This window comes from Streptomyces yaizuensis (assembly GCF_034961445.1).
Classification (GTDB): domain Bacteria; phylum Actinomycetota; class Actinomycetes; order Streptomycetales; family Streptomycetaceae; genus Streptomyces; species Streptomyces yaizuensis.
On record NZ_BSBI01000001.1, the window covers coordinates 241,564 to 255,243 of the forward strand.

The following is a 13,680-nucleotide window of genomic DNA, read 5'->3' on the forward strand; positions in this document are numbered from 1 at the left end:
CTGCGGCACTCTGGACCCATGCCGGAACTGCCCGAGGTGGAGTCCCTGCGGGAGTTCCTGGACGACCGTGTCACCGGTGAGACGGTCGCCCGGGTGCTGCCCCTGGCGATCAGCGTCCTGAAGACCTACGACCCTCCGATCAGTGCCGTGGAGGGCCGCGGGATCACCGCCGTGGCCCGGCACGGCAAATGGCTCGACCTCACCGTCGGCGACGGCCCGGAAGCGCTCCATCTCGTCCTGCATCTGGCCCGCGCCGGCTGGCTGCGGTGGCGGGACAGCTTTCCCGACGCCCCGCCGCGCCCCGGCCGCGGACCTCTGGCGCTGCGGACCGTCCTCGCCTCCGGCGCCGGCTTCGACCTCACCGAGGCGGGCACCACCAAACGGCTCGCGGTCCACCTCGTCCACGACGTCCTTCAGGTCCCCGGCGTGGCCCGGCTGGGCCCCGACCCGCTCGCCGACGACTTCGACCGGGACACCTTCGCCGCGCTGCTCGCGGGGGAGCGGCGGCAGGTCAAGGGGGCACTGCGCGACCAGAGCCTGATCGCGGGCATCGGCAACGCCTACAGCGACGAGATCCTGCACGCCGCGAAGATGTCGCCGTTCCAGCCCGTGCGCTCGCTCGGCGAGGACGGCACCACCCGGCTGTACACCGCGCTGCGCACCACCCTCGCCGACGCCGTCGACCGCGCGCGGGGTGTGGCGGCGGGGCGGTTGAAGGCCGAGAAGAAGAGCGGGCTGCGGGTGCACGGCCGCACCGGTGAGCCCTGTCCGGTGTGCGGGGACACCATTCGCGAGGTGTCGTTCAGCGACTCCTCGCTCCAGTACTGCCCCACCTGCCAGACCGGTGGCAGGATCCTGGCCGACCGGCGGCTGTCCCGGCTGCTGAAGTAGCGGCGGGCGGCCCCCTTACGCGGCCCTCTACCGGGCCACGCCGCAGAGCGCCCTGCTGCGGGCCCACACCTGGAGCGCGGGGTCCGCGAGGGAACGCACCCAGTGGTCCGCCATGGCGAAGCTCTCCCGGTCGGGCCGCGGGCCGACGCCCAGCACCCGCAGACCGGCGCGGACGGCCGCGCGGATACCGCAGAGCGAGTCCTCGACCGCGAGGCAGTCCCCGGGATCCGCGCCGAACTCGGCCGCCGCGGTGAGATAGACGTCCGGGTGTGGCTTCGGGCGTGTCGTCCCCGCCGGCACGATCACATGGAGGAAGTGCTCCAGCAGCCCGGCGGTGTCCAGGCAGTGTTCCACCACGTCACGGGGGCAGTTGCTGGCGACCGCGAGCGGGGCGAACTGGGCGGCCCGCTCCACCAGCTCCGCCGCGCCCGCCGTGGTGACGGGGTCCTCGGCGACCAGGGTCCTGAAGGCGTGCAGCAGCCCGGCGGTCATCTCGTCGGCCAGTTCCGGCCGTCCCGCCGTCACGGCCATGAGGCGGCCGCATTCGGTGTAGTGGATTCCTTTCGCCAGTTCGGTGAATTCCTCGTCGGGTTCCACGCCATGGGCGCGGAGGACGAGGGATCTCGCCTCCACCCAGTGGCGTTCGCTGTCCATCAGGGTTCCGTCGCAGTCGAAGACCACGGCGGCGGGGGTCCAGGGAAAGATTTCGGACATGGTGGTGCCCTTCTCAGGCGATGGGGGGCGTCCGCACCGAACGGCTCACAGAACGAGGCGACACGCGGTCGCGACCCGGGCCGAGGGGGACGGAAATCAGTGGAGCCCACGGTAATTTCCTCTGCCAAGTAGTGTCAATGAATGAGGATAAAGAGGTATGAGATGCCTGAATGACGTATACGGTTATATGTCGTTGAATTCACGAAGGAAATGCACCGCTAGGGCCGTCGCCAGGACTCGGCCAGTTCGGCCAGCGCGAGCACCGTGCCGCCGAGGTCGACGAGGCGGACGGCGCAGAGCGCACAGCCCGCCAGGTGCCGTTCGAAGAGCCGCGCCCGATCCGGTTCCAGGACCCCCAGCGCGTAGGCCGCCACGTCCTGATGGCGCTGCTCCGTGCTCATGGGGGCCTCGCTTCGGGTTCCGGGGGCAAAGCGGCGGTCACCGGTGCATACGGACCACGGCCTCCCGGTGCTCAATCCCCGGTGCTCCATCCCCGTGCTCCATCGCGGTGCTCGATCCCGGGCCGTGATGCCCGCCGTGATGCCGGTCGTGATGCCCGCCGTGGTCCGGGCGGTGGATTCGGCCATCACGCCGGACGCCCCGGCGGCCGGGTCCACACGGCCGTGGTCCGCCGTTCCGGCCACGCCTACACTTCCCCGCATGCTGCGAGCACTCGCTGTCGACGACGAGAAACCGGCGCTGGAGGAACTGCTCTACCTGCTGCGTTCGGACCCACGGATCACCAGCGCGGAGGGCGCCACCGACGCCACCGACGCCCTGCGCCGGATCACCCGTGCCCTGGACGCCCAGGCCGACGGCGACGACGGCATCGACGTGGTCTTCCTCGACATCCACATGGCCGGTCTGACCGGGCTGGACGTCGCCCGGCTGCTGGCTCGTTTCGCCCACCCCCCGCTGATCGTCTTCGTCACGGCGCACGAGGGCTTCGCCGTCCAGGCGTTCGACCTCAAGGCCGTGGACTACATCCTCAAACCGGTCCGCAGGGAACGGCTCGCCGAAGCCGTCCGGCGGGTGGTCGACCTCGCGCGCGCGGCCCGCGAACCCAGGCCGCCGGCCGCCCACGCCACCCTCGCCCACGCCACGCCCGCGGCCACCCCGGGACCGGTGCACAGCGGCTCCGAGCAGATCCCCGTGGAGCTGGGCGGAATAACCCGGTTCGTCCCGATCGACGCCATCACCTACGTCGAGGCCCAGGGCGACTACGCCCGGCTGCACACCGACGACGGCAGCCATCTGGTGCGCATACCGCTGTCCACCCTGGAGGAGCGCTGGGCGGCCCGCGGATTCGTCCGGATCCACCGCAGCCATCTCGTCGCGATAGCCCGGATCGACGAACTCCGCCTGGACGCGGGGGCGACGACGGTACGGGTCGGCTCGGCGGAGCTGGCCGTCAGCCGGCGGCACGCCCGCCAACTGCGGGAACTGCTGATGCGGCATGCCCGGGGCTGACCGGCCCGCGGTGGCGGGACCGCCGTTCGGCGTGACGCGGCGACCGTTCGGCGGCGGCGACCGCCCGTTCGTCGCCCCGTACATCCGTCCGGCGACCCACGTCACCCGCTGACCGAGCCACGCGCGGAATCGACCTGCCGGTCCTCTTCCCGGGACCTAACCTTGATCGGGGAGCAAAGGGGTCTGATGTCCGACATCGAAGCGTTGCTGGAGGAATTGCGGAGCCTGCCGGCCACCCGGGCCGCCGGCGCCCAAGACATCGAGGCACTGCTCGAACGGGTCAAGAGCGCGGCGGGCCGCTGGGCCGACGTGCTCTACGACATCCAGGAGTCGGCCCAGGGGCTCGTCGGGCCGCGTGCCGGAGCCGCGCTCGAAGTCGCCTTCCGGCGGGCCGAGGAGTCCTATGTCGAGCTGGAGATCGCCCTGAGCGACTACGTGGGACGCCCCGGCCCCCGCTGACCGGGATCCAGACGAGAGGCTCTGGCGGCGGGGACGGCGGCACACCCCTTCCGTGCCGGACGCACCGGGACAAGCCCCCCGCACCACCGCCCCCGTGCCCACGCAGCCCGACCACGCATCTACCGTCGGTAATCGCTCCTGCGTAGACTCCGCACTCCCCGAGAAGTCGTTCGACAGGCACTCCGACAGACGTGGAGCGGACAACGATGCCCGCAGAGCAGCGGCCCCGCCGTGAGGTGGTCACCGGTGTGCCCCGCGGTGCCCGCCGGGCCCCGGGCCACGCCCATGCCCGGTCCGAGATCAGCGAGCAGACCACGCTGGGCACCACCTACGTGCGCTCCCTGATGCGCAGCCAGCTGCGCGCCGCGCTCACCGCGCTCGCCGGCCTCTGTCTCCTCGTCGGCTCCCTGCCGCTGCTCTTCGCCCTCCCCACCGCCCTCGGCGGCGGCGCAGCCACCCCCGGCCGGATCGTGTGGGCCGCCCTCGGGATCGCGGTCTACCCGGTGATGTGGCTCATCGCCCGCTGGTACGTCCACCGGGCCGAACGCAACGAACGGGACTTCCTCAGGCTCCTCGAAGGGCGCTGACCGGTGACCTCCCCCGAGAGCGGTGCCGCCCGGTGAACCAGGCGTACGCCATGACCGCCGTCACCGTCGTCGTCCTCGCCACCGTCCTCATCGGCGGACTCGGCCTGCGGATATCCCGGACCACCTCCGACTTCTACGTCGCCTCCCGCACCGTCAAACCCGGCCTCAACGCCGCCGCCATCAGCGGCGAGTACCTCTCCGCCGCCTCCTTCCTCGGCATCGCCGGACTGCTCCTGGTCCAGGGCCCGGACATGCTCTGGTACCCCGTCGGCTACACCGCCGGCTATCTCGTCCTCCTCGTCCTCGTCGCCGCCCCGCTGCGCCGCTCGGGCGCGTACACCCTCTCCGACTTCGCCGAGGCCCGGCTCGAATCCACCGCCGCCCGCCGGGTCGCGAGCCTCTTCGTCGTCGGGATCGGCTGGCTCTATCTGCTGCCCCAGCTCCAGGGCGCCGGGCTGACCCTGGAGATCCTCACCGGCGCCCCCGGCTGGGTCGGCGGGGTCGTCGTCGCCGTCGTCGTCACCGGCGCGGTCGCCGCCGGCGGCATGCGCAGCATCACCTTCGTCCAGGCCTTCCAGTACTGGCTCAAACTCACCGCGCTGCTGGTCCCCGCCGTCTTCCTGCTCGCCGCCTGGTGGGGCGACGAGGCCCCCCGTGCCCGCTTCGACGCGCCCGCCCTGCTCCGCGAGCACACCGTCGTACGGGTGGACGACACCGTCCGTATCTATCTGGAACGCCCGCTGACCGTCACCGTCACCGGCACCGTCGACGACAAGCCGTACACCGACCACACCCTCACCCTCGGTGAGGGCCGGTACCGGATCGGCGGCGGTACGGTCCTCGGGCTGCCCGCGGGCTCCCCGGTCCCCGCCCGGGTCAGTGCCGTGGACGACCCCGCGAGCTGGTCCCAGCCGCTCTCCGGCGGCCGGGACGGCAACCATCTGTACGCCACCTACGGCCTGGTCCTCGCGACCTTCCTCGGCACGATGGGGCTGCCGCACGTCGCCGTCCGCTTCTACACCAGCCCCAACGGGCGCGCGGCCCGCCGCACCACCCTGGTCGTCCTCGGCCTGGTCGGCGTCTTCTATCTGCTGCCCCCCGTGTACGGGGCACTCGGCCGGATCTACGCCCCCGAACTCTCCCTCACCGGCGATGCCGACGCCGCCGTCCTGGTCCTGCCCGAGCGGATGATCGGCGGCCTCGCCGGCGATCTGCTGGGCGCGCTGCTCGCCGGCGGGGCCTTCGCCGCCTTCGTCTCCACCGCCTCCGGGCTGACCATGGCCGTCGCCGGGGTCCTCACCCAGGACGTGCTGCCCCCGCGCGGGGTGCGCTACTTCCGGCTCGCCACCCTGCTCGCCATGGCGGTGCCCCTGGGCCTCAGCGTCGTCGCCACCAATGTGCCCGTCGCCGACGCCGTCGGGCTCGCCTTCGCCGTCTCCGCCTCGTCGTTCTGCCCGCTGCTCGTCCTCGGCATCTGGTGGCGGCGGCTCACCCCGCCGGGCGCCGTCGCCGGGCTGCTCGCGGGCGGCGGCTCCGCGCTCACCGCCGTGATGGCCACCCGCGCCGGACTCGCCCCCGAGGGCTGGGCCCACACCCTCATGGCCTGGCCGGCGGTCTGGTCCGTGCCCCTCGGCTCGCTGACCATGATCCTGGTCTCGCTGGCCACCCCCCGTCACATACCGCCCGGCGCCACCGCGATCCTCGCCCGGCTGCACCTGCCCGAGGACCTCGTCGGACGGGCCCGGCCGGAAGGAGCCGCGCGATGAGCGGTACGACGATCGCGGTGCTCGCCGTCTGCGGCGTGTCGCTGCTGCTGGTGGGCGTCGCCACCGGCCGGTACGCGGAACGCCGGGGCAGCCGCCCCGACCTCGACCTCGGCACCCCCGTCGAGCGTGCCACCTTCCACACCCTGCACACCGCCTCCCTGGCCGCCCCGCCGCTGCGCGCGGGCCTCACCGAGGACACCGCCCGCAAGGCCGCGCGCCGGCTGCGCTCGCTGCTCGGCACCGAGGCCCTGTGCCTGACCGACCGCTCCGCCGTCCTCGCCTGGGACGGGCCCGGCCGCGACCACCACGAGCACCGGGTGATGGCCCGGGTCGCCGAGATCCTCGACTCCGGGCGCAGCCAGAGCATCCAGACCCGGTGCGACCAGCTGGAGTGCCCGCTGCGCTGGGCCGTGATCGCCCCGCTCACGGGGGAGGAGGGGGTGCTCGGCGCGCTCGTCGCCTACGGCTCGCGGGAGTCGGCGGTGCTGGTGCGCGCGGCCACCGAGGTCGCCCGCTGGGTCTCGGTCCAGCTGGAGCTGGCGGAGCTGGACCGCTCCCGGACCCGGCTGATCGAGGCCGAGATCCGGGCCCTGCGCGCCCAGATCTCACCGCACTTCATCTTCAACTCGCTGGCGGCGATCGCCTCGTTCGTCCGCACCGACCCGGAGCGGGCGCGGGAGCTGCTGCTGGAGTTCGCCGACTTCACCCGGTACTCGTTCCGCCGCCACGGCGAGTTCACCACCCTCGCCGACGAGCTGCGCTCGATCGAGCAGTACCTCGCGCTCGCGGGGGCCCGCTTCGGCGACCGGCTGAAGGTGACGCTCCAGATCGCGCCGGAGGTGCTGCCGGTGACCCTCCCGTTCCTGTGTCTCCAGCCGCTGGTGGAGAACGCGGTCAAGCACGGCCTGGAGGACTCCACCAGCGGCTGCCGGATCGTCATCGCGGCCCGGGACGCCGGGGCGGAGGCGATGGTGACCATCGAGGACGACGGGGTGGGCATGGACCCGGACGTGCTGCGGCGCGTCTTCGCGGGGGAGCGGACGGCGTCGACGGGGATCGGCCTGTCCAATGTGGACGAGCGGCTGCGCCAGGTCTACGGGGACGGGCACGGCCTCGTCATCGAGACGGCTGTCGGAGCCGGGATGAAGATCACGGTCCGGATCCCCAAGTACCGCGCGGGCGTGCACTCGTCGGTACCGGGCCGCCGGGGCGGCGGCCGGCGCTGAACCGGCGGCCGGCTCCGTGCCCTGCGGGAGTCCGCCGGCCGTGCCGACGGCGGCGGGCTGACGGCGGCGGGGTCAGAAGAGATGGATGGCGAGATGGCTCAGCGGCAGCCCGAGCCGCCAGGCGGGCGTCCACTTCCGCTCGCCCTCGTCCACCGGTGTCCCGGCGCCCGCCACCGGGTACCAGGGCTCGTCCTCGCCGAGGTCTGCGGCGAGCAGTTCGGTCCGCCACAGCCAGCGCCAGGACTCCCGGGCGAGCGCGAGATCCGGGTCGGGGGCGCCGCCGGGCCCGCGTTCCCGCTCCTCCCGGGCGGCCAGCCGCTCCACCACCCACGCCGACCAGGGGTGGCCGTAGGCCGTCAGGTCCAGCCACTCCTCGATCCGGGACATCGTCCGGACACCGGCGAGCCCCTCGGTGGCGTCGCAGAGGTAGATGGTCAGGGCCAGGGTCTCCCGCCCGGCCCGGTACTCCAGCGAGCCGCCTTCCACCAGTGCCCCGGTGCGCAGCAGCTCGTCCGCCACGTACTCGGCGCAGAGCCAGGCCATGGGGATCGCGGGGGCTCCGCCGCTGGTGCCGTTCGTGCTCTCGGGATGCACCCTTCCCACCCTCTTCCGGACCGTGCCGACGCCGACTCAAGGAACGAGCCTCCACCGACGGGCACGGCTTGTGGCGGGTCTTTGCCCAACTTCACCGTGTCGTTTCGGAGAAATCCGTCCGTGCCCCGTTGCGCGAGGGAGGCAGGGGTACGGGCGGGAAGCGCGGGGCGCGCGTGACCGTGCGGCGAACAGGTGTTCCCCGGCGGCCGGGCCGTCCCGGCGGGGGAGCGGACGGCCCCGGGGGACGGTCCGCGGCGCGTCTCAGGCACGGCCGCCGCGGCGCGCGGCGCTCCGCGGGCGCGCGTAGCCCGGGAGGATCCGGGAGAGCGCGCGCAGCGCGTAGTACGACCGGGACTTGACGGTTCCCGGGGGGATTCCCAGGGCCTCGGCGGCCTCGTTGACGCTGAGGCCCTGGAAGTAGATCCGGATCAGCACCGCCTGGTGCTCCGGGGTGAGGGATTCCACGGCGGCGCGCACATCGAGCGCGGCCACGGCGGACTCGGTGATGTCGGCGGGGTCGGGGGTGGTGGCCAGGACGCCGTCGCCTATCTCGGTGGGACGGGCGAGCCGGGAGCGCCGGGCGTCGATGGCCAGCCGGCGGCCGACGGTGAACAGCCAGGGCCGCATCGACTCGTAGGGGCCGTCGAACGCCTCCGGGTGCTGCCACGCCCGGACCAGGGTCTCCTGGAGCAGGTCCTCGGCCCGCTGCTGGTCCCCGTAGGTCAGCCCCTGGAGAAAGCTGAGCAGCGCGGGCCCGTGCTCGCGTTGCAGGTCCGCGATGGCCCGCTCGTCGGTGGTCGCGGAAGCGGTCACGGTCGCCGTCGCCATGGCCAACACCTTTCGCGTGCGGTCGCTGTCGTCAGGGTCACCGGTATGGCCGGTATGGCCTGTATCCGAACGCATCCGGGGGCTCAGTGACAGACGGGTCCGCGCGGTCTTCGGCGAGCGGTCGCAGTGAGCGGCGAGTGGTGCGGTGAGCGGGTGGCCGGGCGCTGACGGCCGGGGAAGCGGAGCGGTGAGCGGCATCGAGCGGAAGCTGAACATCCGTTTTGCCGGAAGGTGAACAGCCGTTCCGGTGAGCGCCCCGGCGGTGTCACTTGACTCCGGCATGGGCAACCCTGTGCAGTCTCTTTTGTCATATTTTCTTAGTTTTATGGGTTTTCCTTGCCCGATGGAGCTGTTCATTCCCGCTTTTCCGTACGACAGGGAGCCGCGCCATGACCCGGCGTATGCCCACGCGTCCCCGCCCACCCGCCGCCCTCGCCGCAGCCCTCCTCGCGCTGAGCGTGGGCTGCACCGTGCCCGGTGCGGGCGCCCCCCGACCCGACCCGCCCCCCATGACCGCGCCCCCCGCGCCCCCGCGCGGCTTCACCCTCGTCGCCAGCGGCGACGTCCTGCCCCACGACTCCGTCATCCACCAGGCACGGACGGACGCCGGCGGCGACGGCTACGACTTCGCGCCGATGCTCTCCGCCGTCGCCTCCGTGGTCTCCACCGCCGATCTGGCCATCTGCCACATGGAGACCGTCTACGGCGCGGACGGCGACTACCGCGGCTACCCCGCCTTCACCTCCCCGCCGCAGGTCGCCGCCGGACTCGCCGCCACCGGCTACGACTCCTGCTCCACCGCCTCCAACCACTCCCTGGACGACGGCCCGGACGGCATCCGGCGCACCCTCGACGCCCTGGACGCCGCCGGGGTCGCCCACCACGGCTCCGCCCGCAGCGCCGCCGAAGCGGCCCGCCCCGCCTGGCTGAGGGCCGGCGACGCCAAGGTGGCCCACCTCGCGTACACCTACGGCACCAACGGCTATCCGATGCCCGAGGGGCAGCCCTGGGCCGTCTCCCTCCTGGACGAGGAGCGGATCCTCGCCGACGCGCGCGCCGCCCGCAGGGCCGGCGCCGATGTCGTCGTCCTCAGCGTGCACTGGGGGACCGAGTGGCAGACCGACCCCGACGAACAGCAGCTGGCCCTGGCGAAGAGCCTCACATCGGCCACCACCGCCGGCCGCCCCGACGTGGATCTCGTCGTCGGCACCCATGCCCATGTGCCCCAGGCGTACGAGAAGGTCAACGGCACCTGGGTCGTCTACGGCATGGGCGACCAGATCGCCGGGCCGATGTTCGACTACACCGGGGCCTTCGACGGCCGGGGCAACCAGGGCTCCATCGGCCGCTTCACCTTCGCCCCGCCGAAGACGGCCGGCGGGCGCTGGCGCGTGACCCGGGCCGAGTTCATCCCCCAGTGGTACGACATCGGGGCGGGCCGCGTCGTCCACCTCCCCGACGCGCTCGCCGAGGACGCCGGCCGCGAGGACTGCGCCGAGGCCAGGGACTCCGTCAAGGAGGCCGTCCTGAGCCGGGGAGCGGCCGCCGACGGGCTCACGATGGGAGGCTGAGCCGGTCGGCCCCGCCCGTACATCAGTCAGTGTTTCGTACGACTGCTCCCATCGGGTGCTTTCGGCCGGGGGCGCGTGTTGATCATCGGTCCGGCGCGCCCGGCGTGCGAGCAGTTGGTCATGACGAAGGATCAGATGTCACCGGACCGCCGTTCGGCGCTCCGCGTCACCGCGTACCTCGGGGCCGCCGCCACGGTGGGGCTGCTGTACACCGAGGCGCTCACGCCCCCCGGCGGGGCCCCCCGCCCGGGGCGCGGGGCGGCGGGAGCCGCGGGCGCGGCCGGGGCACCGGCCGGGGACGTGGCGGGCGCACCGGGCCCGCTCTCCGCCTCCGGGCGGGTGCTGCGCGCGTCCACCTACCGCCTGTACCCCATGGCGGCGTATCCGCCCCGCCGCCGCGCCCTGCCCCCGGTGCGCAGCCGCCCCTTCGTGCGCCTGCCCGAGAGCGGCGGCCGGACCATGGTCCTGACCTTCGACGACGGCCCCGACCCCCAGTACACCCCCGACGTGCTGCGCACCCTGCGCCGCTACGGCACCCGGGCCATGTTCTTCGTCTGCGGGGAGATGGTCGACGCCCACCCCGACCTGCTGCGCGAGATCGCCGACGACGGGCATGTGATCGGCAACCACTCCTGGTCGCACCCGCTGATCCCCCGGCTCGCGCCGTCCGCGATCCGGGGCGAGCTGGGCCGTACCAGCGAGGTGATCGAGGAGGTGTCGGGGGCGGCGCCGCTCTGGTACCGGGCCCCCTTCGGGGCCTGGAACCGGCACTCCTTCGAGATCGCCGCCCAGCTGGGCATGGAGCCGCTGGCCTGGACCGTCGACACGCTGGACTGGACGGAGCCGGGCACCGGCACCATCGTCAGCAGGGTGCTGGACGGGGCCGGGCCCGGGGTGGTGGTGCTCTCCCACGACGCCGGCGGCGACCGTTCGCAGAGCGTGGCGGCGCTGCGGAACTATCTGCCCCGGCTGCTCGACCACGGCTACCACCTGACCGTGCCGCGCCGCTGACCCCCGGGGCCGGTCCGGGGCCGGGGAGCCGCCGCCCTTCCCGCCGCCGTCCTTCCCGGCGCCGGCCGTACGGGGCCGGTCCGGTCGGGTGGCACCGCTCCGGGCGGCTCAGCGGGAGGTGGTCAGCCGGGCGAAGACGACGACGTTCCCGTCGTACCCGTCCCGCCGGGACCAGCCGCCGCCGCAGGTGATCACCCGCAGCTCGGCATGGCCCGTGTCGCCGTACACCTCGGCGGCCGGGAAGTCGTCCTTGTCGACGACCTCCACCCCGTACACCTCGAACACGGCCGTCCGCCCATCGAAGCGGGGCACCTCGATCCGGTCGCCCCGGCGGACGGTGCCGAGGCCGTAGAAGACGGCCGGCCCCGTGCGGTTGTCGACATGGCCGACGATCACCGCCGTACCGCGCTGGCCGGGGGAGATCCCGTTCTGGTACCAGCCCGCGATGTTGCGGTCCTCGGGCGGCGGCGCCTCGATCCAGCCGGTGGCGTCCAGACCCACGTTCATCAGCGGGGCGTCGATGTCCAGCGCGGGGACGAGGATGCGCTCGGCGGCCGAGGCACCCAGGGCGTCCGGGGGGAGGAGCGGGGCGAAGACCTCGCCGGGCCGGCGGTCCAGCGAGGCCGCGGCGGCGGGCTGGGGCGGGCCCAGCGAGACATCGGCGCCGTTCTTCATCAGCGCGATCCCGGTGAGCATCACCAGGGCCAGTACGCCCCAGGGCGCGCGCCCGCGGCGCAGCTCCGGGTCGTGGTACTCCGCGCCCATGACTCTCCTCTCGTCCCCGCTCACGACTTTCTGACGCTTTGTCATGTCGGTGGACACGCTAAGTGACGGGTCGGGGGGGTGCGAGGAGGGAAGGGCGAACGGGTGGCGGCGGCCACCCGGGGTGCGCCGTCCGTGTCATCCGGTACGAACTTCGGCCCGGCCCGGTGTGACCTGCGGCTCCGTTGTCCTCGCCCGGCGTGTCGCCGGTGTGTCGCGTCACCGGGGTGGATCAGTGCCGAAATGCGGGAAATGACGGGTCCGGTGATGGTTCGTCATGGAAGGCGTACTCGTCGATCCCCGGAGCACCGCTTCGGTGCGTCTTCCGCTGGAGGTTCACAGGATGCGTGCTACACACGCTCTCGCAGTGGCCGCCGCCGTGGCGGTCACCGGGTTCACCGCCCCGGTCGCGGTCGCGGGCGGCGACAGACAGGACCGGGTCCATGTCTCGGTCAGCCCGCACCACGTCCACCAGGGCGGCACCCTGACGATCACCGTGCACGGCTGCGGCCGGGGCGGCGGCACGATCTCGTCCAACGCCTTCCCGCACATCAGTCTGCACCGGGGCGACGACCGCGGCGGCGACGGCAGGGGCGAGGGCGGCCGCGGCGGCGACGGGGGAGGCGAGGGCCGGGGCGAGAACCGGGGCGAGGGCCGGGGAGACGCCCGCCAGGACAACCGGGGCGGCGACAGCCGGGACGGCGAGGGCGGCAGAGGCGGCGACGGCGGCGACGGCCGGAACGTCCTCTCCGTGGGCGCGCGGATCCACGACCACGCCACGCCGGGCCGCTACAACCTCGTGGTCCGCTGCGACAACGGCTCCAACGTGGCGACGGCCCACTTCACCGTGCTCTCCGGCCGGGGCACCCGGGGCGGCCTCGGCGGCTCCCTGGGACCGGGCTCCGCGGAGATGGCCGTCGGCGCCGGCCTGGTGGCCACCGCGGCGATCGGCGGCACCGTCTTCCTCGCACGCCGCCGCCGTACGGTCGGCACCCGGGCCTGACCGGCCGAACCTCCCGGCCGGGCACGGGCGTCCCCGCCCGTCGTCCCCGGGGCCCCGACCGGGCCCCGGGGACGACGGGACCCCTTCCGGTGACCGCCTCCCGGCCGGGGCACCCGCCCCCGTGGTCCCCCGCGACGGGATTCAGTGGCGGCGGTCCTCCGGTGTCCTGCGGCGCACCAGGACGGCGGCCGCGGTGAGCGCGCTCAGCACCAGCGCGGCACCGATGGCGACCTCCCCGGCGTCGACCTCCCCCACACTGCCCCCGAGGCCGCCGCGCACCCCCAGCGGCGTGGCCGGGGCACTGACCGCCGCGGTCGAGCTGATGGTGGGGGACGAGCTGCCGCCCGCGATGCCCAGATTGAAGGTCCCCCGGGTGCTGCCGCAGGTGAACTGCACCGAGTACTGCGCCCCCGGCCGGGCGGCCGCGTCCACCGTGACGCGGGTCGAGGTGCCGGGCCGGATGGTCACCGCGTCGAAGACACCGGAGGAGGCGGTGGCGGTGGTGTCGCAGCCGCTCGCGGACAGGGCCACGCGCCCGCCCGGCGCGACGGTGGACGGGCTGACGGTGAAGAGGGGCGACGCCTGCCCGCCGGCCCCCGACAGCCGGGGCGCCGCCGGGGCGGTGGGAGTGGACAGGACGAGAGCCGCGGCCGCCAGGGCGGTGGCGGCGGACGTGGCACATATCGCGCGCATGTGATCCTCCGGGTCCCCGAGGAGCAGCAGCGGAACCGATTTCCACACCAGAGCGAATCGATGCCCCTCGTCCAGCGAAACGCTAGGAGCGGCCAGGTGGCCCCG

The 13,680-nt window shown here is 73.6% G+C and carries 15 protein-coding genes; 9 read left to right on the forward strand and 6 right to left on the reverse strand.

The window, feature by feature from the left end; genetic code table 11:
* Nucleotides 1-18: 18 nt before the first annotated feature.
* Nucleotides 19-891 carry an Fpg/Nei family DNA glycosylase gene (locus SYYSPA8_RS00810; protein WP_323444903.1) on the forward strand — a complete coding sequence of 291 codons (873 nt, stop codon included), beginning with the start codon at nucleotides 19-21 and terminating at the stop codon, nucleotides 889-891.
* Between the two features lie 27 nt (nucleotides 892-918).
* On the opposite strand, the gene SYYSPA8_RS00815 is transcribed toward SYYSPA8_RS00810, so the two are convergent.
* Both SYYSPA8_RS00815 and SYYSPA8_RS00820 read right to left on the reverse strand, forming a co-directional pair.
* Nucleotides 919-1,605, reverse strand: coding sequence for an HAD family hydrolase (locus SYYSPA8_RS00815; protein WP_323444904.1), 687 nt, complete (start codon nucleotides 1,603-1,605; stop codon nucleotides 919-921).
* 218 nt (nucleotides 1,606-1,823) lie between these two features.
* Nucleotides 1,824-2,006: a zf-HC2 domain-containing protein gene (locus SYYSPA8_RS00820; protein WP_323444905.1), complete on the reverse strand. Its 183-nt coding sequence runs from the start codon at nucleotides 2,004-2,006 to the stop codon at nucleotides 1,824-1,826.
* A gap of 259 nt (nucleotides 2,007-2,265) precedes the next feature.
* Here SYYSPA8_RS00820 and SYYSPA8_RS00825 point away from each other — a divergent pair, with 259 nt between their 5' ends.
* From SYYSPA8_RS00825 to SYYSPA8_RS00845, 5 genes are all read left to right on the forward strand, one after another.
* Nucleotides 2,266-3,075: a LytR/AlgR family response regulator transcription factor gene (locus SYYSPA8_RS00825; protein ID WP_323444906.1), complete on the forward strand. Its 810-nt coding sequence runs from the start codon at nucleotides 2,266-2,268 to the stop codon at nucleotides 3,073-3,075.
* 186 nt (nucleotides 3,076-3,261) lie between these two features.
* Entirely contained in the window at nucleotides 3,262-3,534 is a 273-nt protein-coding gene (locus SYYSPA8_RS00830; RefSeq protein WP_323444907.1) for a hypothetical protein, read from the forward strand.
* Between the two features lie 206 nt (nucleotides 3,535-3,740).
* On the forward strand, nucleotides 3,741-4,121 hold the full coding sequence (locus SYYSPA8_RS00835) for a DUF485 domain-containing protein (protein WP_323444908.1): 381 nt from the start codon (nucleotides 3,741-3,743) through the stop codon (nucleotides 4,119-4,121).
* A 32-nt stretch (nucleotides 4,122-4,153) separates the two neighbouring features.
* Entirely contained in the window at nucleotides 4,154-5,887 is a 1,734-nt protein-coding gene (locus SYYSPA8_RS00840) for a sodium/solute symporter (protein ID WP_323444909.1), read from the forward strand.
* Nucleotides 5,884-7,113 (forward strand): sensor histidine kinase, encoded by a 1,230-nt coding sequence (locus tag SYYSPA8_RS00845; RefSeq protein WP_323444910.1) that lies wholly within the window; start codon nucleotides 5,884-5,886, stop codon nucleotides 7,111-7,113. Before SYYSPA8_RS00840 ends, SYYSPA8_RS00845 begins: the two co-directional genes overlap by 4 nt.
* A 72-nt stretch (nucleotides 7,114-7,185) precedes the next feature.
* On the opposite strand, the gene SYYSPA8_RS00850 is transcribed toward SYYSPA8_RS00845, so the two are convergent.
* Both SYYSPA8_RS00850 and SYYSPA8_RS00855 read right to left on the reverse strand, forming a co-directional pair.
* The gene (locus tag SYYSPA8_RS00850) at nucleotides 7,186-7,707 is read right to left on the reverse strand and encodes a hypothetical protein (protein ID WP_323444911.1); all 522 of its coding nucleotides are present in this window, start codon (nucleotides 7,705-7,707) and stop codon (nucleotides 7,186-7,188) included.
* 261 nt (nucleotides 7,708-7,968) lie between these two features.
* A complete protein-coding gene (locus SYYSPA8_RS00855; RefSeq protein ID WP_323444912.1) occupies nucleotides 7,969-8,535 on the reverse strand; it encodes a sigma-70 family RNA polymerase sigma factor in 567 nt (188 codons plus the stop codon).
* Between the two features lie 401 nt (nucleotides 8,536-8,936).
* On the opposite strand from SYYSPA8_RS00855, the gene SYYSPA8_RS00860 reads away from it, so the two are divergent.
* Entirely contained in the window at nucleotides 8,937-10,106 is a 1,170-nt protein-coding gene (locus SYYSPA8_RS00860; protein WP_407705891.1) for a CapA family protein, read from the forward strand.
* 120 nt (nucleotides 10,107-10,226) lie between these two features.
* Nucleotides 10,227-11,117 carry a polysaccharide deacetylase family protein gene (locus SYYSPA8_RS00865; RefSeq protein WP_323444914.1) on the forward strand — a complete coding sequence of 297 codons (891 nt, stop codon included), beginning with the start codon at nucleotides 10,227-10,229 and terminating at the stop codon, nucleotides 11,115-11,117.
* A gap of 108 nt (nucleotides 11,118-11,225) precedes the next feature.
* Here the strand turns inward: SYYSPA8_RS00865 and SYYSPA8_RS00870 are convergent, their stop codons facing one another.
* Nucleotides 11,226-11,882 carry a class F sortase gene (locus SYYSPA8_RS00870; RefSeq protein ID WP_323445493.1) on the reverse strand — a complete coding sequence of 219 codons (657 nt, stop codon included), beginning with the start codon at nucleotides 11,880-11,882 and terminating at the stop codon, nucleotides 11,226-11,228.
* Between the two features lie 340 nt (nucleotides 11,883-12,222).
* Here SYYSPA8_RS00870 and SYYSPA8_RS00875 point away from each other — a divergent pair, with 340 nt between their 5' ends.
* Entirely contained in the window at nucleotides 12,223-12,882 is a 660-nt protein-coding gene (locus tag SYYSPA8_RS00875; protein ID WP_323444915.1) for a hypothetical protein, read from the forward strand.
* Between the two features lie 141 nt (nucleotides 12,883-13,023).
* Here the strand turns inward: SYYSPA8_RS00875 and SYYSPA8_RS00880 are convergent, their stop codons facing one another.
* Nucleotides 13,024-13,575, reverse strand: coding sequence for a hypothetical protein (locus SYYSPA8_RS00880; protein WP_323444916.1), 552 nt, complete (start codon nucleotides 13,573-13,575; stop codon nucleotides 13,024-13,026).
* Between the last annotated feature and the right edge of the window lie 105 nt (nucleotides 13,576-13,680).